At 75.8% G+C, this 24,188-nt stretch carries 23 protein-coding genes; 13 read left to right on the top strand and 10 right to left on the bottom strand.

Annotation, left to right across the window (positions count from 1 at the left end):
* Positions 1 to 42: 42 nt before the first annotated feature.
* Positions 43 to 852, bottom strand: coding sequence for a DUF3097 domain-containing protein (locus tag ACI8AC_RS19525; protein ID WP_456899494.1), 810 nt, complete (start codon positions 850 to 852; stop codon positions 43 to 45).
* A 320-nt stretch (positions 853 to 1,172) separates the two neighbouring features.
* Between ACI8AC_RS19525 and ACI8AC_RS19520 the strand changes: the two genes are divergently transcribed.
* The 4 genes from ACI8AC_RS19520 to ACI8AC_RS19505 all read left to right on the top strand — a co-directional run bounded on the left by ACI8AC_RS19520 (position 1,173) and on the right by ACI8AC_RS19505 (position 5,352).
* Entirely contained in the window at positions 1,173 to 1,973 is an 801-nt protein-coding gene (locus ACI8AC_RS19520; protein ID WP_456899493.1) for a DUF2382 domain-containing protein, read from the top strand.
* Positions 1,974 to 2,106: 133 nt separating this feature from the next.
* Positions 2,107 to 3,027, top strand: a complete 921-nt coding sequence (locus ACI8AC_RS19515; protein WP_456899492.1) for an AAA family ATPase — start codon at positions 2,107 to 2,109, stop codon at positions 3,025 to 3,027.
* Positions 3,017 to 4,162 carry a vWA domain-containing protein gene (locus tag ACI8AC_RS19510; RefSeq protein ID WP_456899491.1) on the top strand — a complete coding sequence of 382 codons (1,146 nt, stop codon included), beginning with the start codon at positions 3,017 to 3,019 and terminating at the stop codon, positions 4,160 to 4,162. Before ACI8AC_RS19515 ends, ACI8AC_RS19510 begins: the two co-directional genes overlap by 11 nt.
* 68 nt (positions 4,163 to 4,230) lie before the next feature.
* Positions 4,231 to 5,352, top strand: coding sequence for an XdhC family protein (locus ACI8AC_RS19505; RefSeq protein ID WP_117378853.1), 1,122 nt, complete (start codon positions 4,231 to 4,233; stop codon positions 5,350 to 5,352).
* A gap of 25 nt (positions 5,353 to 5,377) precedes the next feature.
* Here ACI8AC_RS19505 and ACI8AC_RS19500 read toward each other — a convergent pair whose 3' ends face one another.
* Complete coding sequence (locus ACI8AC_RS19500) at positions 5,378 to 6,271, bottom strand: hypothetical protein (RefSeq protein WP_456899490.1); 894 nt, start codon at positions 6,269 to 6,271, stop codon at positions 5,378 to 5,380.
* A 245-nt stretch (positions 6,272 to 6,516) separates the two neighbouring features.
* On the opposite strand from ACI8AC_RS19500, the gene ACI8AC_RS19495 reads away from it, so the two are divergent.
* From ACI8AC_RS19495 to ACI8AC_RS19485, 3 genes are all read left to right on the top strand, one after another.
* Positions 6,517 to 7,086 (top strand): molybdenum cofactor biosysynthesis protein, encoded by a 570-nt coding sequence (locus ACI8AC_RS19495; protein ID WP_456899489.1) that lies wholly within the window; start codon positions 6,517 to 6,519, stop codon positions 7,084 to 7,086.
* 28 nt (positions 7,087 to 7,114) lie between these two features.
* On the top strand, positions 7,115 to 7,825 hold the full coding sequence (locus tag ACI8AC_RS19490; protein ID WP_456899488.1) for a hypothetical protein: 711 nt from the start codon (positions 7,115 to 7,117) through the stop codon (positions 7,823 to 7,825).
* 150 nt (positions 7,826 to 7,975) lie between these two features.
* Positions 7,976 to 8,701 carry a hypothetical protein gene (locus tag ACI8AC_RS19485; RefSeq protein ID WP_456899487.1) on the top strand — a complete coding sequence of 242 codons (726 nt, stop codon included), beginning with the start codon at positions 7,976 to 7,978 and terminating at the stop codon, positions 8,699 to 8,701.
* Between the two features lie 61 nt (positions 8,702 to 8,762).
* On the opposite strand, the gene ACI8AC_RS19480 is transcribed toward ACI8AC_RS19485, so the two are convergent.
* The 4 genes from ACI8AC_RS19480 to ACI8AC_RS19465 form a co-directional block, all read right to left on the bottom strand.
* The gene (locus ACI8AC_RS19480) at positions 8,763 to 9,164 is read right to left on the bottom strand and encodes a hypothetical protein (protein ID WP_456899486.1); all 402 of its coding nucleotides are present in this window, start codon (positions 9,162 to 9,164) and stop codon (positions 8,763 to 8,765) included.
* 127 nt (positions 9,165 to 9,291) lie between these two features.
* Positions 9,292 to 10,200, bottom strand: a complete 909-nt coding sequence (locus tag ACI8AC_RS19475; protein WP_456899485.1) for a vWA domain-containing protein — start codon at positions 10,198 to 10,200, stop codon at positions 9,292 to 9,294.
* 152 nt (positions 10,201 to 10,352) lie between these two features.
* Positions 10,353 to 11,240 carry an AAA family ATPase gene (locus ACI8AC_RS19470; RefSeq protein WP_456899484.1) on the bottom strand — a complete coding sequence of 296 codons (888 nt, stop codon included), beginning with the start codon at positions 11,238 to 11,240 and terminating at the stop codon, positions 10,353 to 10,355.
* An 84-nt stretch (positions 11,241 to 11,324) separates the two neighbouring features.
* Positions 11,325 to 12,455: an NDMA-dependent alcohol dehydrogenase gene (locus ACI8AC_RS19465; RefSeq protein ID WP_456899483.1), complete on the bottom strand. Its 1,131-nt coding sequence runs from the start codon at positions 12,453 to 12,455 to the stop codon at positions 11,325 to 11,327.
* A gap of 147 nt (positions 12,456 to 12,602) precedes the next feature.
* On the opposite strand from ACI8AC_RS19465, the gene ACI8AC_RS19460 reads away from it, so the two are divergent.
* The 6 genes from ACI8AC_RS19460 to ACI8AC_RS19435 all read left to right on the top strand — a co-directional run bounded on the left by ACI8AC_RS19460 (position 12,603) and on the right by ACI8AC_RS19435 (position 19,058).
* On the top strand, positions 12,603 to 14,033 hold the full coding sequence (locus tag ACI8AC_RS19460) for a bifunctional 3-(3-hydroxy-phenyl)propionate/3-hydroxycinnamic acid hydroxylase (RefSeq protein ID WP_456899482.1): 1,431 nt from the start codon (positions 12,603 to 12,605) through the stop codon (positions 14,031 to 14,033).
* A gap of 26 nt (positions 14,034 to 14,059) precedes the next feature.
* Positions 14,060 to 14,290: a hypothetical protein gene (locus ACI8AC_RS19455; protein WP_456899481.1), complete on the top strand. Its 231-nt coding sequence runs from the start codon at positions 14,060 to 14,062 to the stop codon at positions 14,288 to 14,290.
* Positions 14,291 to 14,492: 202 nt separating this feature from the next.
* Entirely contained in the window at positions 14,493 to 15,695 is a 1,203-nt protein-coding gene (locus ACI8AC_RS19450) for a cysteine desulfurase-like protein (RefSeq protein ID WP_456899480.1), read from the top strand.
* A gap of 140 nt (positions 15,696 to 15,835) precedes the next feature.
* Entirely contained in the window at positions 15,836 to 17,062 is a 1,227-nt protein-coding gene (locus ACI8AC_RS19445) for an iron-containing alcohol dehydrogenase (protein WP_456899479.1), read from the top strand.
* A 6-nt stretch (positions 17,063 to 17,068) separates the two neighbouring features.
* Entirely contained in the window at positions 17,069 to 18,418 is a 1,350-nt protein-coding gene (locus ACI8AC_RS19440; protein WP_456899478.1) for a GAF domain-containing sensor histidine kinase, read from the top strand.
* A complete protein-coding gene (locus ACI8AC_RS19435; protein WP_456899477.1) occupies positions 18,411 to 19,058 on the top strand; it encodes a MadR family response regulator transcription factor in 648 nt (215 codons plus the stop codon). Before ACI8AC_RS19440 ends, ACI8AC_RS19435 begins: the two co-directional genes overlap by 8 nt.
* Positions 19,059 to 19,137: 79 nt before the next feature.
* Here ACI8AC_RS19435 and ACI8AC_RS19430 read toward each other — a convergent pair whose 3' ends face one another.
* From ACI8AC_RS19430 to mdo, 4 genes are all read right to left on the bottom strand, one after another.
* On the bottom strand, positions 19,138 to 19,602 hold the full coding sequence (locus tag ACI8AC_RS19430) for an SRPBCC family protein (protein WP_456899476.1): 465 nt from the start codon (positions 19,600 to 19,602) through the stop codon (positions 19,138 to 19,140).
* A gap of 90 nt (positions 19,603 to 19,692) precedes the next feature.
* Entirely contained in the window at positions 19,693 to 21,204 is a 1,512-nt protein-coding gene (locus ACI8AC_RS19425) for a VWA domain-containing protein (RefSeq protein WP_456899475.1), read from the bottom strand.
* 12 nt (positions 21,205 to 21,216) lie between these two features.
* On the bottom strand, positions 21,217 to 22,527 hold the full coding sequence (locus ACI8AC_RS19420) for an AAA family ATPase (protein WP_456899474.1): 1,311 nt from the start codon (positions 22,525 to 22,527) through the stop codon (positions 21,217 to 21,219).
* Between the two features lie 71 nt (positions 22,528 to 22,598).
* Positions 22,599 to 23,891 (bottom strand): NDMA-dependent methanol dehydrogenase, encoded by a 1,293-nt coding sequence (mdo, locus tag ACI8AC_RS19415; RefSeq protein ID WP_456899473.1) that lies wholly within the window; start codon positions 23,889 to 23,891, stop codon positions 22,599 to 22,601.
* Positions 23,892 to 24,188 lie beyond the last annotated feature (297 nt).

Below are 24,188 nucleotides of genomic sequence, written 5' to 3'. Positions count from 1 at the left end.
GGGCGGGGGGACCGCCGAGATCGCGTGATCTCGGTGGGGTGTTCAGTCCGTCGTCACGAAGTCGATGAGCTCCTCGACCCGGCCGATGAGCGCGGGCTCCAGGTCGGTCCAGGTGCGCACCCGGGCGAGGATGCGCTGCGCCCAGACGTAGCCGGTGTCGTCCTCCCAGCCGAGCCGGCGGCAGACGCCCTCCTTCCAGGGCTCGCCCTTGGGCACGGTCGGCCAGGCCCGGATGCCCACGACCGACGGCTTGACCGCCTGCCAGATGTCGACGAACGGGTGGCCGACCACCAGGGCGTGCTCACCGGTCACCTGCTCGGCGATGCGCGACTCCTTCGAGCCGCGGACGAGGTGGTCCACCAGCACGCCCAGCCGGCGCCCGGCCGCGGGCCGGAAGTCGCGCACGATGCCCGGCAGGTCGTCCACGCCGTGCAGGGGCTCGACGACGACGCCCTCGATGCGCAGGTCGTGGCCCCACACCCTCTCGACCAGCTCGGCGTCGTGCTTGCCCTCGACGTGGATGCGGCCCTCGCGGGCGACCCGCGCCCGCGCACCGGCCACGTACGTGGAGCCCGAGGCGCTGCGGGCCGGTCCGGCGGGGGCCTGCGGCCTCGGGCGGACCAGCACGACCGGCCGGCCGTCGACCCAGAACCCCGGCCCCAGCGGGTAGCCGCGCACCTTCCCGAACCGGTCCTCCAGGTGGACGACGTCCTTCTCGCAGCGCACGACGGCGCCCACGAACCCGGAGCTCGGGTCCTCGACGACGAGGTCGCGCTCGGCCTCGACCTGCGGGACCGGCTTCTTCACGGTGCGCGGGTGCACCAGGTTGTCGTAGGGGGAGCGTGGAGGCACGCCCTCAAGCTTGAGCAGCCCGTGGCCGCCGACCCGCCAGCGACGCGCCGGGAGCGGCTCGTCCGACACGCCCGACCGGGAACCGATCACGGTGCGTCACAAGCGTCTCCACGGTGCGAGCACGGCGCCGGCGCCCGGTTCACCCCCGGCCTGAGCAGGGCGGATGCGCTCGGCGGAGGGGCTGCGGGGCCGGTGCCGGACGCCCGTGCGCCCGGCCGTCCGGCGTGCCGGACGGATCCGGTCTGTTTCGACGCGCCGGTCGGCGGTCACCCATGGAGCGACCGTTCCGAGCAGCAACCCCGATGGGAGCTACAGCGACGATGATCGGCACCGAGTCCATCAGCCGCGTGATCGGCAAGGACGTCTACGACGAGTCCGGCGACAAGATCGGCTCGGCCTCCGAGGTGTACCTCGACGACGAGACCGGTCAGCCGGAGTGGGTCACCGTCCGCACCGGTCTGTTCGGCACGAAGGAGTCCTTCGTCCCGATCCGCGACGCCGCCATGACCGATGACGGGCTGCGCGTCCCGGTGAGCAAGAGCGCCGTGAAGGACGCCCCCAAGATCGACACCGACGGGCACCTCTCCCCGGCCGAGGAGCAGGAGCTCTACCGCTACTACTCGATGGAGTACGGCACCGCCCGGGAGACCACCACGACCGGTGTGGTCGAGACCGGCACCGCCCGGACCGGCGTGGACGAGCGCCCGGCCGTCGGCCGCGACACCTCGGGCCCGACCACCGACAACGCCATGACCCGCTCCGAGGAGCGCGTCAACGTCGGTACGCGCCGCGAGGAGACCGGCCGGGCCCGGCTGCGCAAGTACGTCGTCACGGAGAACGTGAGCGAGACCGTCCCGGTGACCCGCGAGGAGGTCCGGGTCGAGCGCGAGCCGATCACCGACGCCAACGTCGGCAACGCCATGGACGGGCCGGCGATCAGCGAGGAGGAGCACGAGGTCACCCTCCACGCCGAGCGCCCCGTGGTGGAGAAGGAGGCCGTGCCGGTCGAGCGCGTCCGCCTCGACACCGAGACGGTCACCGACCAGGAGCGGGTGTCGGCCGACGTCCGCAAGGAGGAGATCGAGGTCGACGGCGTCCGGGACGACGACCGGCGCGTCTGACGCGCACGACCCCGGCACCGCACGTCACGTCGGCGCCCGCCCGGTCCCCCGGGCGGGCGCCGACGCGCGTCCGGGCGGTGTCTGCCCGACCGGGCAGCGTCGTCCGCCCACCGCAGGTGGGATGCTCGTCGGCGTGAGCGAGCTGGTGAGCGACACCCAGACGGCCACCCCCCAGGTGGGGTCCGCCGACCCCGACGAGCTGGCCGCGGCGCTGCGCTCCACCGGCTACCTGCCCGACGAGGGGCTGGCCACCGCCGCCTACCTGGCGCTGGCCATGCACCGGCCGCTGTTCCTCGAGGGGGAGGCCGGCGTCGGCAAGACCGCCCTGGCCCAGGCCCTGGCCCAGGTCACCGGGCGGCCGCTCTACCGCCTGCAGTGCTACGAGGGCCTGGAGGCCAGCCAGGCCCTGTACGACTGGGACTTCGGCCGCCAGCTGCTGCACCTGCGCGCCGCCGAGGCCGCGCACGCCACCGGGGACACCGAGACCCTCGAGGCCTCGCTCTACGACCGGCGCTTCCTGCTGGCCCGCCCGCTGCTGCAGGCCCTCGAGGACTCCCCGAGCGTGCTGCTGGTCGACGAGGTCGACCGCGCCGACGACGAGTTCGAGGCCTTCCTGCTCGAGGTCCTCTCCGACTTCACCATCTCGATCCCGGAGCTGGGCACCATCCGGGCGTCGACGCCCCCGCTGGTGATCCTGACCTCCAACCGCACCCGCGAGGTGCACGACGCCCTCAAGCGCCGCTGCCTCTACCACTGGCTGCAGCACCCCGACTTCGACCGCGAGGTCGCCATCCTGCGCACCCGGCTTCCCGAGGTCACCGAGCAGCTGGCCCGCGAGGTGGCCCGCGCGACCGCCAAGCTGCGCACCCTCGACCTGCTCAAGCCACCGGGGGTCGCCGAGGCGATGGACTGGGCGACCGCGCTGCACACGCTGGGGGCCCGCGACCTCGACCCCGACATCGCCGCCCGCACGCTGGGCGCCGTCCTCAAGTACCGGGAGGACACCGACCGGGTGCACCAGCTGACCCGGGGGGCGTTGTTCGGTGGCGGCTGAAGCGGCCCCGCGGCCGTCCCCACCCGGCCGGGACGTCGTCGACACCGTCCTGTCCTTCGCCCGGACGCTGCGGCACGCCGGCGTGGCGGCCTCCCCGGACCGGGTGGAGGCGATGCTCGGCGCGGTCGGCGCCCTCGACGTCCTGGACGCCACCGACGTCTACTGGGCCGGCCGGCTGACGCTGTGCGGCGGGCCCGACGACCTCGACCGCTACGACGCCGCGTTCGCTGCCTTCTTCGGCGGGGAGGCCCCGCGCGTCCCGCGCCCGGCCCCCGGTCCGCCGGACCGCCAGGTGGCCACCACGGCGCCGCTGGAGCCGCCCTCGGGCGAGGGCGAGCAGGGCGACGAGGAGCCGCCGGAGCTCGCCGGCCGGGCCAGCGAGGAGGAGGTGCTGCGGCACCGGGACGTCGCGGAGATGTCCATCGCCGAGCGGGAGCACCTGCGCCGGCTGTTCGCGCTGCTCGTGCCGGCCTCGCCGATGCGGCCGTCCCGCCGCCGGCAGTCCAGCCCGCAGGGGGCCGTGCACCCCTCCCGCACCGTCCGCCGGGCGCTGCACAGCGGCGGGGAGGTCACCCGGCTGCTGCACCGGCGGGCCCGGCCGCGGCCGCGGCGCGTCGTCCTGCTCGTCGACGTCTCCGGCTCGATGAGCCCCTACGCCGACGCGCTGCTGCGGTTCGCGCACGCGGCCGTGCGCGCGCACCCGTCGGCCACCGAGGTCTTCACCATCGGGACCCGGCTGACCCGGGTGACCCGTGAGCTGCGGCTGCGGGACCCCGACAAGGCGCTGGCCGCCAGCGCCGGCGCGATCCCCGACTGGTCCGGCGGCACGCGGCTCGGCGAGGTGCTCAAGGCCTTCCTGGACCGCTGGGGCCAGCGCGGCACCGCCCGCGGCGCCGTGGTGGTGGTGTGCAGCGACGGCTGGGAGCGGGGCGGGACCGACCTCCTGGCCGAGCAGATGCGCCGGCTGCACCGGCTGGCGCACGCCGTGGTGTGGGTCAACCCGCACAAGGGCCGGGAGGGGTACGAGCCCCTCACCGCCGGCATGCAGGCCGCCCTCCCCTCGGTCGACGCGTTCGTCGCCGGGCACAGCATGGCGGCGTTCGAGGAGCTCGCGGGAGTGATCTCGCATGCCTGAGCTGTTGAGCGGAGTGGGAGGGGCGCGATCCCCGCGCCGTGGCACTCCACTGCCGAGGAGGGGCAGCGATGCGTGACGTGCTCGAGGACCTGGTCGGCTGGTGGCAGGCGGGCGAGACCGTCGGGATGGGCACGGTGGTCGCCACCTGGCGCTCGGCGCCGCGCCCGGCCGGCGCCTCGATGCTGGTGGGCCCCGACGGGACGGCGGTCGGCAGCGTCTCCGGCGGCTGCGTGGAGGGCGCGGTCTACGAGGAGGCCAAGGACGTCGTCGACTCCGGCGTCCCCACCCTCGAGCGGTACGGCGTGAGCGACGACGACGCCTTCGCCGTGGGCCTGACCTGCGGCGGCATCCTCGACGTCTTCGTCGAGCGGGTCTCCCGCGAGTCCTTCCCCGAGCTCGGGGAGATCAAGGAGTCGGTCGACCGGCACGAGCCGGTCGCCGTCGTCACCTGCGTGGCCGGCCCCGAGGACCGGGTCGGGCGCCGGCTGGTGCTCTGGCCCGACCGCGCGTCGGGCACCCTCGGCCTGCAGCGGCTCGACGACGCCGTGGCCGCCGATGCGCGCGGCATGCTCGCCGCCGGGCGCACCGGGATGCTGCACGTCGGCCACGACGGCGAGCGCCGCGGGGACGACCTGTCGCTGTTCGTGAACTCCTTCGCCCCGGCGGCCCGGATGGTCGTCTTCGGCGCCATCGACTTCGCCGCCGCCGTCGCCCGGGTCGGGGCCTTCCTCGGCTACCGGGTGACCGTGTGCGACGCCCGCCCGGTGTTCGCCACCCCCAAGCGGTTCCCCGACGCGCACGAGGTCGTCGTCGAGTGGCCGCACCGCTACCTGCAGGCCGAGGTGGACGCCGGGCGCATCGACGAGCGCACCGTGCTCTGCGTGCTCACCCACGACCCCAAGTTCGACGTCCCGCTGCTCGAGGTCGCGCTGCGCCTGCCGGTGGCCTACGTCGGCGCGATGGGGTCGCGGCGCACCCACGAGGAGCGGCTGGCGCGGCTGGAGGAGGCGGGCCTGTCCAAGGAGGAGCTCTCCCGGCTGTCCTCCCCGATCGGCCTGGACCTCGGTGCCCGCACGCCCGAGGAGACGGCCATCTCGATCGCCGCGGAGGTCATCGCCGGGCGCTGGGGCGGCACCGGGGAGCGGCTGACCGGCACGGAGGGCCCGATCCACCGGACGGCGGACCGCTGACGGGTCGATGAGGGATGTCGCGCAGTCAGCAGAGCGGTTCCCCTCGGAGCAGGGCGTCGCGGACCTCATCGGCACGGACCAGCCCGCGGGCACCAGGAGCCACCGAGTAAACGAGCGGGGTTCCGCCGTGCGCAAGTCGCAGGGGCCTCCCGTCGACCTCGTCAACGGTCACGGTGCCGTCCTCGCCCGCGGCCGAGTAGGACATCTCGAGCGCCCACGACACGACACCCGGGCCGCCCACGACCTCCACGTGGAAGACCTCGACGTCGCTGTCCGACACGCGGAAGACGGGGGAGTCCTCCAGCACCCCGTCGACGTAGACCTCCACCGAAGGCGGGTCGCCGGCCAGGTCGACCACCAGGACGCGTACCGGCACGGCGGCGCCGCACCCCTCCCAGGAGTTGACCCACGTCCCGTCGGGCACGGGGCTGGTCTCGAGCACGCGGACCCGGATCTCGTCGATGACGACCGGTTCTGCTTCCCGCCCCCTGAGCACCAGCTCGAGCGAACGATCCCCGTACGGGATGCCGCCGTTCTCGGTCGCCCAGCGCTCGAACTCGGCGGTGTCGACCGTGTCGATGTCGACAGGAGCACCGGCCGGATCGACCGTCACCGGGAACAGGTGGTTCGGGGTGCCGGTCCGGTCCTCGACCTGCACCACGACGGGGTCGAGGAGTCGGTCCTGGGCGGCCTCGAACGCCGACTGGACGAGGATCCCCCCGACCGCACCCGCGATCCCGAGGGCTCCGACGAGCGCCAGCAACCGCTTGCCGAAGCGGCGGCGACGTCCTGCGGGTTCCTCGGTGACCTCCGGAGCTGCCTCCCGCGGTCTCCCCGAGCGGCGCCGCGAGCCGGACGGTGCCGAAGCGCCGGCCTCCTCGGCGTCACGGACCTCAGGCCTGGGCTGCTCGAGGTCCATAGCCGTTCGCCTCTGCGTCGACCGGTGGGTGCGCGAGCACGGTAGGTGTGCCCTGTCACCCGGCCGTCACGGTCGTGTCACCGCGGACCCCGGGCGGCGTCACCGGGCGTGGCCTCGATCCGGCGGAACCGCGGTCGACGACGGTCCCGGTGCTCTCGTGCGTCGAGAGGAGGGAGCGAGGGCCTCGACCGCAGCGCCTCCGCAGCCCCCTCCGGTGCCCGGACGGGGTGAGCGATCATCGTCAGGTGGGCAGCGAGGCGCCGTACCGCTACGACGTCGAGGTGGTCGGGCTGCTGGCCTCGCCCGGGCACCGCTACGACGGCCGGCCGCAGCGGCCGGTGCCCGAGCAGGCCGGAGACCGCCGCACGGAGATCGAGGTCCGGGCGGGGCACGGGGTCGTCGGGGACCGCTACGCCGGCCGGCCGGCCCACCGGGACGCCCGGCTCACCGTGCTCGCCGTGGAGGCGCTCGAGGCGCTCGCCGACGAGCTGGGGACGGACCGGTTCGACCCGCTGCTCGCCCGCCGCACCGTCGTCCTGCGCGGCGCGGAGGTGGAGGCGCTGCGCGGGCGCGAGTTCGCGCTCGACTGCGGGGAGGGCGAGGTGCGGCTGCGCGGCGGCCGCCCGGCGCACCCGTGCGCGTGGATGGACGTCGTCCTCGCGCCCGGGGCGCACCGCGGGTTGCGCGGCCGGGGCGGGGTGCGCTGCGCCGCGCTGTCCGACGGGGTGCTCCGGCTGGGCCCCGCCGTCCTGACCGCACCGGTGCCGCTGGACCCGGCCCGGGCCGGGGCCGCCGTCCTGCGCGCGCGGTCGTGACCGCGCCGGGACGGGGTACGGGGCACCCGTGCGCACCCGAGCCGCGGCCATCGCCGTCCTGACCGCCCTGCTCGTCCCCGGCTGCGGGGGAGGAGGGGACGCCGGCGGCCCGGCCGCGACCGGCGGCGCACCGGCGGGCGCGACGACCCGGGAGCCGCGCCCGTCCGGTCCCGAGCTGGTCGAGGCCGCCGCCGACGCGCTGGAGGAGGCCGGGGCCGTCCGGGTGCGGGGAACGGCCACGGGCGATGGCGCGGAGGTCCCCGTCGACCTGTTCCTCCGCGGCGACGACCTGACCGGCACCGTCGGGCTGGAGGGCCGGACCGTCGAGATCGTCCGGGCGGACGGCGAGCTCTACGCCCGGGCGCCTGCCGGCTTCTACGAGGACCGCGGGGTCCCGGGGTTCGTGGCCGGGCGGCTCGACGACGTCTGGGTCACCGTCCCGGAGGGGCAGGCCGAGGGCCTCGACGCCGTGTCCGTCGCCGCGTTCGCCGAGGAGCTGCGGGCCCGCGCCGGGGACGCCCGCGAGGACGTCCGGGACGGCGAGCTCGCCGGCCGGCCGGTGCTCGTGGTCACCGGGGCCGACGGTGCGTCGGTGCGCGTCGCGGCCGAGGGCGAGCCGTACCCCCTGCGGATCGACAGCGCCGAAGGGGACTTCCGGCTGGACCGGTTCGGCTCGGACCGCACCGTCGAGGCGCCGGGGTCCGCCCTCGACGTCGGCGGCCTGGTCCCGGGCGGCTGACCCACCGGCCGGCGCCCGGTGTCCGGGGTCACTCACCCGAAGTGGCGATCCGCCACCGTCCGTGTCGCCCGCCGATCTCGGCCGAGCCGCATGCTCCCCGGGACCGGACGCCGCACAGTTCCGGACGAGTTCCCGGGAGAAGTCGCCACCATGCGCATCCGGACCGTCGCCGTCATCGGCACGGCCGCCGTCCTGCTCACCGGGTGCGGGGGTGCTCGGGAGGTCGCAGGTACACCTGCCCCGGCTCCCGCACCGAGCACCGCCTCGGAGACCGCCGGCCCCCTGGCCGGGCTGAGCGGCCCCGAGGTCGCCGCCGCGGCAGCCGCCGCGCTGGAGGAGGCCGGGGCGGCCACCGTCCGGGGCACGGTGTCGACCGGGGCCGAGCAGGTGACGGTGGACATGCACCTGCAGGGCGCGGACGCGGTCGGTGCCCTGGGGATCGACGGGCGGACCGTCCAGTTCCGGCGACTCGCCGGCACCGTGTACCTGCAGGGCTCCGCGGACTTCTGGACCGCGGTGGGGGTCCCCGCCGGCACGGCGGCCGTGGTCGACGGCGTGTGGGTGTTCGTCCCGGCCGGTACGGGGCTCGGCCTCGACGAGCTGTCCATCGCGGCCCTCGCCGCAGAGTTCGCTGACGCGGCGACCAGCCGCATCGAGGACGCCGTCCGGTCCGTCGAGGTGGCCGGGGAGCCGGCGGTGGTCGTCCGCCAGCCGGACGGCAGCACGCTCACCGTCGCGGCCGAGGGGCCGTCCTACCCGTTGGAGGCCACCAGCTCGGGGACGACCGCGGGGACGATGACCTTCAGCCGCTTCGGCGAGCAGGTCCCGATAACCGCGCCCGCCGACGCCCTGGACCTGGGCCGGTTCGGCGCCTGATGCAGCCCGCCGGTGGAGTGCCACGGGCGCGTTCTCCGCGCCGGGGCACCCCACCCCCGGGTCACGCGGCGGGTGGCCGGGTCAGGGTCAGCCGGAACTCGTGCACGGGGTCGAGGTGCTGCACGTCGACCCGGTGGCCGTGCAACCGGCCCAGCGCGACGACCCGCGCGAGGTCGGCCAGCCCGCAGCAGCCCAGGACGAAGGGCAGCGGGGCCGGGTTCAGGACGGTCCGCGCCCGGTCGTAGAGCCGGTAGTCGCTGCCGAGGAAGACGGTGGCCGCCCGCTGCGCGGCGGCCCCGGTCAGCCGGACCACCACCGGCCGGTCGCCGGCGAGCGCGTCCCTCGCGCGCGCCAGCAGCCGGCGGTCGGCGAAGTCGAGCACCACCGGGCGGGGAGCCCCTGCAGTGGCGTCGGGCACCGGGCGCGGGACCGGGAGGGCGGGGTCGAGGACGGGGCTGCGCATCGGGGTGACCTCCGTTCGCTGCGGGCGGTCCGCGGGGGCCGTGCGGCCGGGGAGCTGCCCACCCATCGGACCGAGGTTCGCACCCGCTGCCGTGATACCGCCGCCCGCTCGGGCCGCCGGCGGCCGCTCAACCGAGCAGGGACCGCACCGCCGCCGGGGCGCCGGCCGGGCTGAGCAGCGGGGCCACCCGCCCGGCGCCGGCGGCGGCCAGCGCCGCGCAGGCCGCGACCGACCCGGCCTCCTCCGACAGGGACAGCACGTGCAGGTGCGCCCCGACGCGGGCCAGCGCGGCCGCGGCGGGCAGCGGGTCGGGGCTGTCGGTGGGGACGCCGTCGGAGAGCAGCAGCACGTCGCGGGCGGCGGCGCGGGAGCGGCCCAGCTGGGTGGCGGCCGTGCGCAGCGCCAGGTCGAGGTCCGTCGTCCCCCCGCCGCCGAGGTCGAACAGCCGGTCCACCACGACGTCGACCCGCGGGTCGGAGGACAGCGGCCGCAGCACCACCGCCTGCGACCAGAAGGCCACCACGGCCAGCTCGTCCTCGGGCCGCATGCGCTGGGCGAGCGCCGAGGCGGTGAGGACGGCGACGGCCAGCTCGTCCCCGGCGACCGAGCCGGAGGCGTCGACCAGCAGGACGCACGCCCGGCCGGTGGAGCGCCAGCCGCGGGTGTGCAGGTGCTCGGCCCGCCAGTGCGGCTCGGCCCCGCGCGCGGCGAGGGTGGCGTCGAGGTCGATGTCGCCGCCGGTGGCGTCGCGGCGGGTCACCACCCGCCGGGTGCCCGGCCGGTCGGGGACGCCGGCCCGCGGGGTGGCCACCGGCAACCGGGTCGCCAGCCGCCGCGCGGCCGCCCGCAGCCGGGGGTCGAAGGCGCGGCCGAGGGCGGCCAGCAGCCGGGCGGCGGCGTCGGGGTCCCGGGCGGCGAGGTCGGCCATGGCCTCCTCGTCGAGCTCGCCGGCCTGCGGGGAGACCTGCCGGAAGTCCCCGTGGGCGCGGGCGAGCTCGTCGCGGCCGGCCTTGCGCGCGGCGTTGTCCCGCAGCACCTCCTCGACCTCGCCCGGGTCCTCGACGGGGGCCTGCTGCGGCCGCCGTCCGCCGGGCGGGTTGCGCAGCGCGTCGCCGTCGGGCGCCGGGGGTGGCCCGCCCTCACCCGCCTCGCTCTCGCCCGCCTCCCTCTCGCCCGCCTCGTCGGGCGTCAGGCTTTTCCCAGCTCCTCACCCGCCCGGTGCCAGATGTCGGTGACGACGTCCTCGACGGTCCGGGAGGAGCCGTCGGCCAGCGTCACCTTGCCGGTGAGCGCGGCCAGCGCGGCGTCCAGGCCGGTCTCGTCCTCCACGGCGTCGTGGCCGCGCACCGTGGCCAGCTCCAGGGCGATGAGCACGGTGTCGATGGCCCCGCGCACCGAGGAGCCGATCCGCAGCTCGGGGTGGTCGCGGGTGATCCGGACCGTGCGCACCGCCTGCGCCACCAGCGGGTCCGGACCGTCGGTGGCCGCGGCGACGACGGCGAGCTCGGCGTCCTCGTCCTGGTAGCCCATCGCCACCCGGCAGGAGCGGTCGTAGAGGGCCGGGGTGACCCGGGCGGTGCCGACCGCGTCGAACGGGTTCATGGCCGCGACCAGCCGGAACGTCGGCCGGGCCACCACCCGGCCGTAGCGCGGCACGTGCATCTCCCGCTCGGAGAGCACCCCGAGCAGGACGTTCATCGTCTCCTCGGGGACCCGGTTGAACTCCTCGACGTAGAGCACGGCGCCGTCGGTCATGGCGCGGGTGAGGGGGCCGGGGACGAAGTTCTCGGCGCGGTAGTCCTCGGTGAGCACCCGGGAGGCGTCGTGGTGGCCGACCAGCCGGGTGGGGGTGAGCTCGGCGTTGCCCTCGACCAGCACGAGGGGGACGCCGGCGCCGTCGGCCAGGGCGCGCAGCAGGGTCGTCTTGCCGGTGCCCGGCGGCCCCTCGAGCAGGACGTTGCGCCCGGCCGACAGGGCCGCGGCGACGACCTCGGCCTCCCGGATGCGGGCGACCACCCGCTCGCGGGCCACCCGGACCATGCCGGTGACGTCGAGCCGGCGTGCGGTGGTGCTCATGGTCTGCTGCTGCTCCTCGGGTGACGACGTGCGACCGGGGCGCCCCCGCGAGGGAGCGCCCCGGCCTCAGGGACCAGTCGGGTCCTACTGGTCGTGGACGATGACGCCGCGGATGTTCTTGCCGGCGTGCATGTCCTCGTAGCCCTGGTTGATGTCGTCGAGCTTGTACCGCTTGGTGATCAGCTCGTCGAGCTTGAGCTTGCCCTCCTGGTAGAGCCGCAGCATCTTCAGCATGTCGGCGCTGGGGTTCTGGTCCCCGAACAGGGCGCCGCGGATCTCCTTCGTGAAGAGCGCCAGCATGCTCGGGTTGATCGGGATGCCCACGTCGGTGAGGTCGCCGAGGCCGGTGATGACCACCCGGCCGCCCTTCCCGAGCGCCTCGACACCCTGGGCGACGTGCTCGCCCTTGAGGATCCCGACGGTGATCAGCACCTTGTCCGCGCCCTGGCCGTTGGTGACGCTGCGCGCGAACTCGCCGGCCTCCTCGATGCTCTCGAAGGCGTGGGTGGCGCCGAGCTCCTGGGCCTTCTCGCGCTTGAAGGCGATCGGGTCGACGGCGATGACGTGGCTGGCTCCCGCGTGCGCCGCGCCCTGCACCGCGTTGATGCCGATGCCGCCGATGCCCATCACGATCACGGTGTCGCCGGGCTTGACCTCACCGGCCTGCACCGCCGTCCCCCAGCCGGTGCCGACCCCGCAGCCGACCAGGCAGGCGACGTCGAGCGGGATGTCCTCGGGGATCTTGACCGTCGAGCGGACGTCGACCGTGGTGACCTCGGCGAAGGTGCCCAGGCCGCACATCTGGCCGACCGCGGTGCCGTCGCCGGTCTGGAAGCGGAAGCTCTCCGCGTCGTCCCACCGCGAGCCGATCAGCAGGTTGGCGCCCGAGTCGCAGATGTACTGCTGGCCGTTGGCGCAGTAGCGGCAGCGGCCGCAGCCGGGCAGGAAGGAGAAGACGACGTGGTCGCCCTCCTTGAACCCGGGGGTGTTGGGGCCGACGGCGGTGACGACGCCGGCGCCCTCGTGACCGCCCAGGAAGGGGTAGTGGCCGACCGTCATGTCGCCGGTCGCGACGTGGTCGTCGGAGTGGCACAGGCCCGACGCCGCCACCTTGACCTGGAGTTCCCCGGTCCGCGGGTCGTCCGCGACCAGGTCGGTGACCTCCCACTTGCCGGGGGCGGAGCGCAGGATCGCCCCGCGGGTGTTCACAGGCACGGATGAACCTCCTCGTTCGCCCTCACCACTGAGGGCCGTCCTGGCATGCACCGGTGCATGACCGTGCCGACACCGTATGGCGGCGATCACACCGCGGGGAAGACCGGTGCAACGTCCACGCTCCGTCCACCGGGGAGGATGTCGCCCGTGCCCGAACCCGTGGTCGTCGTCGGCGCCGGGCCGGTGGGGCTGACCGCGGCGCTGCTGCTGGCCCGCCGCGGCCTGCCGGTGGCCGTGCTCGAGCGCCAGCCGGCGCCCTACGGGCAGCCGCGGGCGGTGCACCTCGACGACGAGGCGCTGCGGGCGCTGGCCGACGCGGGGGTGGCCGAGGCGTTCCTGCGGATCAGCCGGCCGATGCCCGGCCTGCGGCTGGTGGACGGCGACCGCCGGGTGCTCGCCGTCTTCGGCCGCGGTCCGGGACCGCACGGCTGGCCGCAGGGCTCGATGTTCCACCAGCCGGACCTGGAGGAGCTGCTGCTGGCCGCCGTCCGGTCGGCACCGGGGGTGGAGCTGCGCGCCGGCGCCGAGGTGGTGGGGCTGCCGGCGCCCGGTGTGGTCGCCGTGCGCGACCGCGGGTCCGACCGGGTCTCGACGGTCGCCGCGGCGGCGGTCGTCGGCTGCGACGGGGCCAACAGCACGGTGCGGCGGCTGGTGGGCGCCCGGCTGCGGGAGCTCGGGCCGGCCGACCGCTGGCTGGTCGCCGACCTGCGCGCACCCCGCGGCCTGCCGGTGTGGCCGGGCACCACCCAGGTGTGCGACCGGCGCCGGCCGGCCACCGCGATGCCGGTCACCGGGGACCGCTACCGCTGGGAGTTCCGGCTGGCGCCCGGCGAGACGGCCGGGCGCCTGGACCTGCCCGCGCTGCTGGCCGCCGACGGCGCGGGGGGCGCCGTGGTGGAGCGGGTGGCGGAGTACACCTACCGGGCCGCCGCCGTCGACCGGTGGCGTGCCGGCCGGGTGCTGCTGGCCGGGGACGCCGCGCACCTGAGCCCCCCGTTCGTCGGCCAGGGGCTCGGCCTGGGGCTGCGGGACGTGCACCAGCTGGCGTGGAAGCTCGCCGCGGTGCTGGACGGGTCGGCGCCGGAGCGGCTGCTCGACACCCACGGCGCCGAGCGCGGCCCGCACGCCCGCGCCATGGTGCGGCTCGCGGTGCTGGTCGGCCGCCTCATGACCGGCGGCGGGGCGGGCGGCGCCGTCCTCCGCCGCGGGGTGCTGGCCGGGGTGGGGCGGGTGCCCGCGCTGGCCGCCTACGCCGGGGAGAGCCGCACGCCGGCGCTGCGACCCGGCCCGCTGGTGCGGCGCTCCGGACCGGCGGGGCGCCGGCTGGCCGGGACGCTGCTGCCGCGCGCGGCCGTGCTCGCCGGTGGGGGGAGCTGCCCGGTGGACGACGTCCTCGGCCCCGGGTGGGCGCGGCTGCGGCTGCTCGGGGGCGGCCGGGTGGCGGTGCACCCCGCCGGCGGCCGCGAGCGGGTGGTCACCGACCCGGCCGGCGTGCTGCCCGGCCGGCTCCGGTCGGCGGGGGCGGCGGAGGTCGTCGTCCGTCCCGACCGCATCGTGGCCGCGGCGCACGGGTCGTGATCTCCCCGCTCGGGTAGGGGTGGGTCATGCAGATCGACAAGGCGCAGATCCTCGACCTCCTCCGCTCCCAGGGCGACCAGGGCAAGGCCGACCGGGCCGACCAGCAGCTGCCGGGCACCGTCGACACCGAGCAGCACGCCGGCCTGCTCCAGCAGCTCGGCATCGACCCGATGGAGCTGGTCACGATGCTCACCGGCGGCGGCGGCCAGGGCGGCGGCGGGATCGCCGGCAAGCTGGGCGGCATCCTAGGCCGCTGACCCGGCGGGTGGTGCGGGTCGCCGGTGGCCGGCCACCCGCACCTCCCTCCCGAGCGCCTACGCCTCCGAGTGCACCTGCACTCAGCGGCGTAGGCGCGCCCAGGGGGACCCCGGGTCTGCTCCCGGCGGGTCCCGCGGACGGCTCCCGGGGGCGCCCCCCGGCGGGAGCCGTGGTCGACCCGGGGTGCATGCTCGGCGGGCCATGAGCTACGACGTCGCCGCCGTCCGGTCCGCCTTCCCCGCGCTGCGCGCCGGGGCCGCCCACTTCGACGGGCCCGGGGGCTCGCAGGTCCCCGAGCCGGTGGCCGCCGCCGTCGCGGCCACCCTCACCGCACCCATCGCCAACCGGGGTCGCACCACCGCGGCCGAGCGCACGGCGGACGACGTCGTCCTCGCCGCCCGCCGCGCGGTCGCCGACCTGGTCGCCGGCGACCCCGGCGGCGTCCTCTTCGGCCGCAGCATGACCCAGCTGACCTACGACCTCTCCCGGGTCCTGTCGGCCTCGTGGGGTCCGGGCGACGAGGTGGTCGTGACCCGGCTGGACCACGACGCCAACATCCGCCCGTGGGTGCAGGCCGCCGCTGCGCGGGGCGCCACCGTCCGCTGGGCCGACTTCGACCCGGCGACCGGCGAGCTGGACCCGCAGGAGGTCGGGCGCCTGCTGAACGGGCGCACCCGGCTGGTCGCCGTCACGGGCGCCTCCAACCTCATCGGCACGCGGCCCGACGTCCCCGCCATCACCGCCCTGGCCCACGAGGCGGGCGCGCTGACCTACGTCGACGGTGTCCACCTCACCGCCCACGCCGCCGTGGACGTCACCGCGCTCGGTGCCGACCTCTACGCCTGCTCGCCGTACAAGTTCCTCGGCCCCCACTGCGGCTGCGTGGTGGCCGCACCGGCGCTGCTGGAGACGCTGCACCCGGACAAGCTGCTGCCCTCCACCGACGCCGTCCCCGAGCGCTTCGAGCTGGGCACCCTCCCCTACGAGCTCCTGGCCGGCACCACGGCGGCGGTCGACTTCCTCGCCGGGCTGGGCGGCCCCGAGGGCGACCGCCGGGCCCGGCTCGAGGCCGGGATGGCCGCGGTGGAGGCACACGAGGACCGGCTGCGGGTGCGGATCGAGGAGGAGTCGGACGCGCTCCCCGGGGTCACGGTGCGGTCCCGGGCACGGCACCGCACGCCCACCCTGCTGCTCACCTTCGACGGGCGGGACGCCGCGGACGGCTACCGGTTCCTCGCCGCGCGCGGGGTCAACGCGCCGGCCGGCTCGTTCTACGCGATCGAGGCCAGCCGGCACCTGGGGCTGGGGGACACCGGCGGCCTGCGGGTCGGGCTGGCGCCCTACAGCGACGACGAGGACGTCGACCGCCTGCTCTCCGGCCTGCGGGAGTGGCTGGCCGGCTGACCTCGTGGAGTGCCCCGTGCGAGGGATCCTCGCGGGGGCACTCCGCCCGCCGGTTCGGTGGTGCGCGACCGGATCCTGTGACGGCTCTCACCGGGCGGGCTACCCTCGGGACCGCCGACCGCGCGCCCCGGGAGGTCGCCGTGCCCACCGCCCCACCCGTCGCCCACACCGCCTCCCGCGCCGGGCCGCAGCCGGGGCCCACCGTCCCCCCGCGCCGGGCCGGCTTCACCAAGTACCTGGTGCCCGAGGTCGTCTTCGGCTGGGGGGCGCTGTCCGAGGCCGGCTGGGCCGCACGCCGGCTCGGCGCCCAGCGCCCGTTCGTGGTCACCGACGCGGGCCTCGCCCAGGCCGGCTGGGAGGCCGAGCTGGCCGGGCACCTGGCGGAGGCGGGCCTGCGGGCCACCGTCTGGCGGGGCCTCACCCCCAATCCCAAGGACCACGAGGTCGCCGCGGGCACCGAGGCCTACCTGGCCAGCGGCTGCGACGTCATCGTGGGGCTCGGCGGGGGCTCGGTCATCGACGCGGCCAAGGCGATCGCGGTCGTGGCCAGCAACGGCGGCCGGATCCTCGACTACGAGGGCGTGGACAAGGTCACCGCGGCCATCCCGCCGACCCTCATGTGCCCCAGCACCGCGGGCACCGGGGCCGACGTCTCCCAGTTCGCGGTCATCACCGACACCACCCGGCGGCTCAAGGCCACGCTCATCGGCCGGGCCCTGGTGCCCGACATCTCGATCACCGACCCGAGGCTGCTGGGCACCATGCCCGACGACCTCGCCGCCGCCACGGGCCTCGACGCGCTCACCCACGGCATCGAGGCCTTCGTGTCGAAGGCCTCCGGGCCGCTGACCGACGTGCACGCCCTGCACGCCGTCGAGCTGATCTGCGGCTCCCTGCGGCGCACCCTGTGGGACCGGGACGACGACGTCGCCCGCACCGGGATGGCGCAGGCCAGCCTGGAGGCCGGGCTCGCCTTCACCAACGCGATCCTCGGGGCCACGCACGCGATGAGCCACCAGGTCGGCGGCCTGCTGGACCTCCCGCACGGCGTGGTCAACGGGGTGCTGCTGCCGCACGTCATCCGGTTCAACGCCCGCAGCGCGCCGGACCGGTTCGTCCCGGTCGCCCGGGCCATGGGCATCGACGTCACCGGGATGCCCGGCGACGTGGCGGCCGAGGAGGCAGCCGAGGCGGTGGCGCGGCTGGCCGCCGACCTGGGGGTCCCCCGCGGGCTCGCCCAGCTCGGGGTCCGCGAGTCCGACATCGACACGCTGGCCACCACGACGCTCGGCGACGCCTGCCTGTCGACCAACCCGCGGGACGCCGACCGCGCCGACGTCGCCGCGCTGTTCCGCGCCGCGCTCTGAGGGCCGGTGCACCCCGGGACCGGGCGCACCCCGGACATCTCCGCGCTCACCGGGCTGCGCTCCTCCAAGCCCAGCTGGTACGCCGAGTACCGGCAGACCGCCGGGGACCTGCACCGCGCCCTCGACTCCCTCGAGCACGTCGCCGGGGTGCTGTCGGCGACCGGGCAGGGCGCCGGGGCGCTGTGCCGGGAGGTCGTCGACGCGACCGCCGAGCAGCTCGGCGAGCCGTGGGTGGTGCTCGCGCTGGCGCCGACCGCGCTCCCGCTGGCCCGCCCCCGGCTGCTCGGTCGCGGCCCCGCCGGTGCGCCGGTCGGGGAGGTCGCGCTCCTGCCCGAGGTGGTCCGCCGCCCGGTCCAGGCGGCCCTGGCCGCGGACGCCGTCGAGCCCTGGCAGGACGCCGACGGTGCGGTCGTCGTCCCCCTCGTCGTCGACGGCGAACCGGTCGGTGCGCTGGTCGCCTGCGGCGGCCCCCGCCGGACGGTCGGGCCGGCCGACCTCTCCATCCTGCGCATCGTGGCCAACCAGTCCGCGGTGGCGCTGCTGAGCGACCACCTGCTGGCCCGGTCGGAGTCCCTGCGCCGGCAGACCGAGCGGCTCTACGCCCAGGCCGAGGAGCGCGCCCGGACCCTCGCCGAGCAGCACCGGCAGCTGGACGAGGCGCAGCGCCGGCTGGACGTCGCCGCCCAGCGCGAGGCGGTGGACGCCGAGCGGCACCGCATCGCCCGCGAGCTGCACGACAGCGTCGCCCAGCACGTCCTCTCGGCCGGCATGACCATCGAGTGGTGCCGGCCGGAGGTGGCCCACCACACCGAGGTGCACGAGCGGCTCGGGCACGCCAAGGCGCTGACCCGCGAGGCGGTCGAGCGGCTGCGCGGCGCCATCCACGCGCTCTCCACCGACGGGCACGGTGCCGACGGCGGTGGCCTGGGGGACGGGCTGCCCGCCCTGCTCGGCCGGCTGCCGGTGCTCGTGCCGGCGCCCGGGCCGGCGCTGGCGGTCCGGGTGGAGGGCGTGCCGCGCGAGCTGCCGGGGGCGGTGGAGCACGCGCTGTTCCGGATCGCCTCGGAGTGCCTGTTCAACACCGTCCGGCACGCCGGCGCCACCCGCTGCACGGTGCGGCTGGCCTACCGCCCCACCGAGGTCCGGCTCTCGGTGGCCGACGACGGCGGCGGTGACCCCGAACTGCTGCGGCGCGCGCTGCGGGCCTCGGGCCGGCGGGAGGACGGGTACCACCGCGGCCTGGGCAACATGGCCTCCCGGTGCCGGGAGATCGGGGCGACGCTGCGGTTCACCCGGGCCAGGATGGGAGGCGTGCGGGTGGAGGTCCGGCTGCCGCTGGGGGACGACGATGGCTGAGGTCATCCGGCTGGTGATCGTCGACGACCACGCGATCGTCCGGCAGGGGCTGCGCTCGATCCTGGAGCGCGAGCCCGACATCGACGTCGTCGGGGAGGCGTCGTCCGCCCCGGAGGCCCTCGACCTGGTCGCGGCCACCCGGCCGCACATCGTGCTGCTCGACCTCAAGCTCTCGGCCGGCTCGGACGTCGCCGGCCTGGCCCTGTGCGGCCGGCTCACGCAGGCCACCCCCGCGCCCGGGGTGCTGGTGGTGACCACCTTCCTCGACCAGCAGCTGGTCCTCGAGGCGATCCAGCGGGGCGCCCGCGGCTACGTCCTCAAGGACGTCGACGCCGTGGCTCTGGTCGGCGCGATCCGGGCGGTGCACCGCGGGGAGAGCGCCTTCGACAGCCACAGCGCGTCGATGGTGGTCAAATCGCTCTCCGGCCCGGCGCCCGGCCCGGCCGGCCCGGACCTCACCGCCCGCGAGCGCGAGGTGCTCACCCTGCTCGCGCGGGGGCTGTCGAACGAGGCGATCGGCCGCGAGCTCTACATCTCGGCGACCACGGCGAAGTTCCACGTGGGCAACGTGATGCGCAAGCTCTCGGTCTCCCGCCGCGCCGAGGCGGTCTACGCAGGCAGCAAGCTCGGCCTCATCTAGGCCCCGTCCGGAGGCTCGCCGCGAGCTCGCGAGCGGGGAGAGGGTCGGGGTCCTTGTCGGGGTCCTTCCACCGCGTCGCTCAGCCGGCCTCGGCGATGCGCTTGATCGCGGCCAGGGTGGCGGGGATGCCCTCGTGCGCCGCACGGGTGCGCTGCTCGACCTGCCGCTGCGCGTCGTCCCCGTACTTCCGGTCGAACATCGCCAGCCCGGCGGGGAGGAACGCCCAGGACTCGGTCAGCCGGGTGCCGCCGTCCGCCGGCTCGAGCTCGAAGCCCCACCGGACGAACCCGTCGCCGACCACCCAGGCGAACTCGCGGCCGCGGTCGGCCGCGACCACCCGGCTGCGGGTCTCCCACGTCCGCTCGGGGGTCTCGTTGCGGCCGGTGAAACCGGCGCCGACCTCGGCCCGCGCGCCCTCGTCCCACCAGCAGGCCCGGCAGACCGGGCGCCACTCCCCGGTGCGGGTCACGTCGGAGACCAGGTCGTACAGGGTCCCGGGGTCGACGGCGACGAGGATCGAGCCGGAGTGCGTCAGGTCGGTCACCGGGGGAGTGTCGCAGCCGCCCGGGGACGTGGTGGCTCCCTGCAGGGGCCTGCCGCGAGCATGCGAGTGGCGGGGGCAGGGGGTCCTTCTTCAGCGCTGGGCGGCGCGGGTGACGACGTCGGTCGCCCAGGTCTCCAGCCCCGACTGGTCCCGGATCACCTCCACCCGGTCGCAGTGCTCGGCGTACGCGGGCAGGTCGCACCCGCCCAGCGCCCACGAGTACCGCGGCTCCGGGGTGAGCCAGATGGTCTCGCGGACCCGCCGGGTCAGGTCGGCGAACACGTCCAGCCGGGGGGCGTTGCCGTTGCCGCGGCCGTCGCCGAGGACCAGCAGCGTCGAGCGGCGGGTGAACGCGCCGGAGTGGTCGGCGGCCAGCGTGGCGAAGACCGTGCCGTAGTCGCTGGAGGCGTCCACGTCGATCACGTCGCCGCCGAAGACCAGGCCCAGCGCGGTCTCCAGCGGGTGCTCGTCGAACAGGTCGGTGATCTCGACGACGTCGTCGACGAAGGCGAAGGTGCGCACCTGGGCGAACATGTCCTGCAGGGCGTGCACCACGTGCAGGGTGAACCGCGCCGTCGTCCGCACCGAGAGGCTGACGTCGGCCACCACGACCAGCCGCGGCTTGTCCTCGGCCAGCCGGGTGGTCACCGGCCGGAACGGGACGCCGTCGTAGCGCAGGTTCCGGCGCATGGTGCGGGCGACGTCCACCCGCCCGCGCGGGGACTGCCGCTTCTTGTGGGTCAGCCCGCCGTGCAGCGAGGTGGCCAGCCGGCGCAGCGACTCCTCGATCCGCGCCCGCTCGCTCTCGGTGACCTTCTCCACGGGCGCCCGCGCCAGCTCGCGCTCCTCGACGGCCAGGTCGGTCATCTCGGCCAGCTTCTGCAGGTGCGCGGCGAGCAGCTCGGGGAGGTCCTCGATCACCCCGGCGAGCTGCCGGCGCAGCGCCTCGGCCACCTCCGGGTCGAGGTCGCCCACCGGGTCGGCCAGCCAGTCGCGCAACGCCTGCTGCTGGGCCACGGTGAGCTCCACGTCCAGCGGCGTGCCGCCGCCGCGGACCAGGTCGCCGGGCAGGCCGGGGTCGTGCAGCCGGTTGACCTCCAGCTGCACCTGCTGGGCGTCGTCGGCCGGCGCCCCGCTGCTCTCCGAGGACAGCACGATCTGCTGGGTCAGCGAGGCCAGGTCGACCTTGTTGGCCTCCTGGTGCAGGTTGTACTGCGCGGCGAGGTCCTCGGGCCGGAAGAACTCCTTGATGTCGACCGGCTTGCCGTGGCTGTGCCCCTCCTGCACCTCGGCGTCCGGGTCCGGCGACCACGTCATCCGGGTCAGGTCGCCGGTGTCGGCCAGGTCGTCGTGGGCGTGCCCGTGCTCCTCGGGGGCCTCCACCACCGGGCGCAGCGAGAAGAACCGGTCGAAGGTGTCGGCGAAGACCTCGGCGTCCCGGCGGTCCTTGAGCAGGGCCGCGCCGAGCGCCGCCTCCAGGGCCGTCCGGTCCCCAACCCCGACCGCGGCGGCGGCGGCGAACGCGTCGACGGCCTCGGCGGTCGACACCCGCATCCCGCGCAGCCGGAGCAGCCGGACGAACCGGTGCAGCGCCGCTTCCACGAGCCCTCCCCGTCAGACCGGCCGGCGCCGCGCGCTGCCGCCGCGGTTGGCCGCGAACGACCGCTGGCCCTGGCCGGCCCGCACCTGGCGCTGCACGGCGGGCGCGGCCGGACCCGGGTCCTGGTCGGGGGCCTGCTGGCCGTAGTAGTTGCGGTCGTGCCGGCCCGGGCGGTCCTTGCCGGCTCGCACGGCCCGGCCGGGGGCGTCGTCGTCGGGGTGCGCGTGGTCCTGGTGCACGTGGTCCTGGTGCGCGTGGTCCTGGTGCGCGTGGTCCTGGCTCGCGTGGTCGTGGGTGTGCCCGCCGTGGGTGTGCGCGCCGTGCGAGTGGGTGTGCCCGTGACCGTGGTCGGAGGGCAGCCGGGCCGGGACGGCGGCGTTCGGGTCGACCAGCCGCGGCAGCGCCTCGCGCGAGCGCTGCACGTCGCGCTCGTACTTGGCCACGACCGAGACGGTGTCGGCGAGCACCTCGGCGTCGAGCTCGCTGACGCCGAGGACGGCGAGGGTGCGCGCCCAGTCGATGGTCTCGGAGATGCTCGGCGCCTTGCGCAGGTCCAGCCCGCGCAGGCCGCGGACGATGTCGACCAGCCGGGTGGCGGCCGCGTCGTCCAGCCCGGTCCTCTTGGACCGGAGGATCGAGAGCTCCCGCTCGGCGTCGGGGTACTCGAGGAACAGGTGCAGGCAGCGCCGCTTGAGCGCGGCGGAGAGGTCGCGGGTGTTGTTCGAGGTGAGGACGACGTAGGGCGGCTGCGTGGCCCGGAACGTGCCGATCTCGGGCACCGACACCTGGTACTCGGCCAGCATCTCCAGCAGCACCGCCTCCAGGGCCTCGTCGGCGCGGTCCACCTCGTCGACCAGCAGCACGACCGGCTCGGGGGAGCGCACCGCCTCGAGCAGGGGCCGCGGGGCCAGGAACCGCTCGTTGAAGAACGCGCTGTCGGCGTCGGCGACCCGGGCGACCGCCTCCTCGAGGGTGCCCGAGTCGGCCAGCAGCTGGGCGGTCTTCTCCCGCAGGATCTGGGTGTAGAGCAGCTGCTTGCCGTAGTCCCACTCGTAGAGGGCCTTGGTCTCGTCCTGGCCCTCGTAGCACTGCAGCCGCAGCAGCCGGCGCCCGGTGGCCGCGGCGAGGGTCTTGGCCAGCTCGGTCTTGCCGACCCCGGCCGGGCCCTCGAGCAGCAGCGGCTTGGCCAGCCGGGACATGACGAAGGTCGTCGTCGCCAGGCGGCGGTCGGTGATGTAGCCCTGCTCGGCGAAGGCGCGGGCGACGTCGTCCGGGCTGTCGAAGTCGGCGGGGGCGGCGTCGGCGGGGACGGGCTGCAGGCTCAACACAGGCTCCTGGCGGGGGTGGACGGCCGTGGAGGGGGTGACCGGGGCCACCCCCTCCACGGTAGGCGGGGTCAGGACAGGAGCTCGTCGAGCTCGCCGGTCATGCAGTGCTCGACCACCGGCCGGACGGTCTCGAAGGTGCACTCCTTGGGGTTGCCGGGGGTGCAGGCGTCGCCCAGGACGTGGTGGGTGATCCGGTCGACGTCCTTGTCGTCGCCGGCGATGACCCCGGCGCCCTCGTAGAACTTCGTCGGGCCCTGGCCGAGCCGGTTCTTCGAGTACGTGTCCTGCTTGACGTCGACGAAGCGCTCGGGGATGCCCACGTCGCGCAGCAGCCGGATCGCCGCGGCCAGCGCCGCGTCGGCGGCCTGGACGTCGGTCATGCCGTGGGTGTCCACGCCCATGGCCCGGGCGATGTCGGCGAAGCGCTTGTAGGCCACCGGCATGTTGAACGCCCAGACCCGGGGCAGCGCGATGGCGTTGTTCAGCCCGTGGTGGGTGTCGTAGAAGGCGCTCACCGCGTGGCTGATGGAGTGGATGATCCCCAGGCCGCCGGAGTTGAACGCCTGGGCGGCGATGTACTGGGCGTACATCATGCCGCGGCGGCCCTCGAGCTCCTGGCCGTTCCAGACCGCCTGGCGCAGGTGCTCGGCGGTCATCTTCACCGCGTAGAGGGCGTTGCCCAGGGACGGCGGGAAGTCCAGCCGGGAGACGTAGGGCTCGCTGGCGTGGGCCAGCACGTCGAAGCCGCACTGCGCCGTGTAGTCGACCGGGCAGTCGTAGTAGAGGACCGGGTCGTCGATCGCCAGGGTGGCCAGGCAGTTGTCGTCGAAGGCCACGTACTTGTGCGGGTTGTCCGGGTCGGTCGTGGTGTCGGTGATGACGTAGGCCCAGGAGGTCTCCGAGCCGGTGCCGGCCGTGGTCGAGACCGCGATGTGCGGTGGGTTCTTCGGGTTCTCCGACTGGTTGAAGCCCTCGAACTCGTTGACGCTGCGGCCGTCGTGCGCGACCGAGATGCGCGCGCCCTTGCAGGCGTCGTGGCTGGAGCCGCCTCCGATGGAGACGAAGCTGTCGCACTGGTTCTCCTGGAACATCCCCACGGCGTCCATGACGTTGTAGTCCTTGGGGTTGGACTCGACCTTGTCGTAGACGACGACCTCGAGGCCGTGGTAGCGCATCGACTCGGCGATCTTGGTGACGATGTCGGTCCCGCGCAGGCCCGAGGTCATGATCAGCGTCTTCTTGAACCCCAGCTTGAGCGCCTCGGGGCCGATGAGCTCGTGCGCGCCGGGGCCCATCATCGCCCGCGGGAACGGGTGGAACTCCTTGATCGGGAAGGGCTTGAGGAGTTCTTCGACCTTCATGGGTGGGTCCTCCCTGCTGGGGTGTGCCGTGCCGTGGCCGCGGACGCTATGGCGGCGGTCACAGCCCGGGCAGGGGTCCGCGTGGGGAACCGGCCGTCCGGAGGAGCAGGTCCGCCCGGCCGGCCAGGTGCACCTGCCCGACCGGAGAGGGGAGGCGGACCGACCCGGGGCGTCCTGGCTCACCGTTGCCGGTCCTGGGGGGGGGGGGGGGGGGGGGGCGGGGGGGGGGGGGGGCGGGGCGGGGGTGGGGGGGGCGCGGGGGGGGGGGGGGGGGGGGGGGGGGGGGGGGCGCGGGGG

The sequence above is a fragment of the Geodermatophilus sp. SYSU D00758 genome (assembly GCF_054049955.1).
The sequence above is the reverse complement of the archived record's forward strand: the minus strand, read 5'-3'. Positions and strand labels throughout refer to the sequence as shown.

Coding starts and splice junctions, on each gene's coding strand:
- ACI8AC_RS19520 (WP_456899493.1), top strand. CDS start 1,173: ATGATCGGCACCGAGTCCATCAGCCGCGTGATCGGCAAGGACGTCTAC.
- ACI8AC_RS19505 (WP_117378853.1), top strand. CDS start 4,231: ATGCGTGACGTGCTCGAGGACCTGGTCGGCTGGTGGCAGGCGGGCGAG.
- ACI8AC_RS19500 (WP_456899490.1), bottom strand. CDS start 6,271: ATGGACCTCGAGCAGCCCAGGCCTGAGGTCCGTGACGCCGAGGAGGCC.
- ACI8AC_RS19485 (WP_456899487.1), top strand. CDS start 7,976: ATGCGCATCCGGACCGTCGCCGTCATCGGCACGGCCGCCGTCCTGCTC.
- ACI8AC_RS19480 (WP_456899486.1), bottom strand. CDS start 9,164: ATGCGCAGCCCCGTCCTCGACCCCGCCCTCCCGGTCCCGCGCCCGGTG.
- ACI8AC_RS19470 (WP_456899484.1), bottom strand. CDS start 11,240: ATGAGCACCACCGCACGCCGGCTCGACGTCACCGGCATGGTCCGGGTG.
- ACI8AC_RS19455 (WP_456899481.1), top strand. CDS start 14,060: ATGCAGATCGACAAGGCGCAGATCCTCGACCTCCTCCGCTCCCAGGGC.
- ACI8AC_RS19450 (WP_456899480.1), top strand. CDS start 14,493: ATGAGCTACGACGTCGCCGCCGTCCGGTCCGCCTTCCCCGCGCTGCGC.
- ACI8AC_RS19435 (WP_456899477.1), top strand. CDS start 18,411: ATGGCTGAGGTCATCCGGCTGGTGATCGTCGACGACCACGCGATCGTC.
- mdo (WP_456899473.1), bottom strand. CDS start 23,891: ATGAAGGTCGAAGAACTCCTCAAGCCCTTCCCGATCAAGGAGTTCCAC.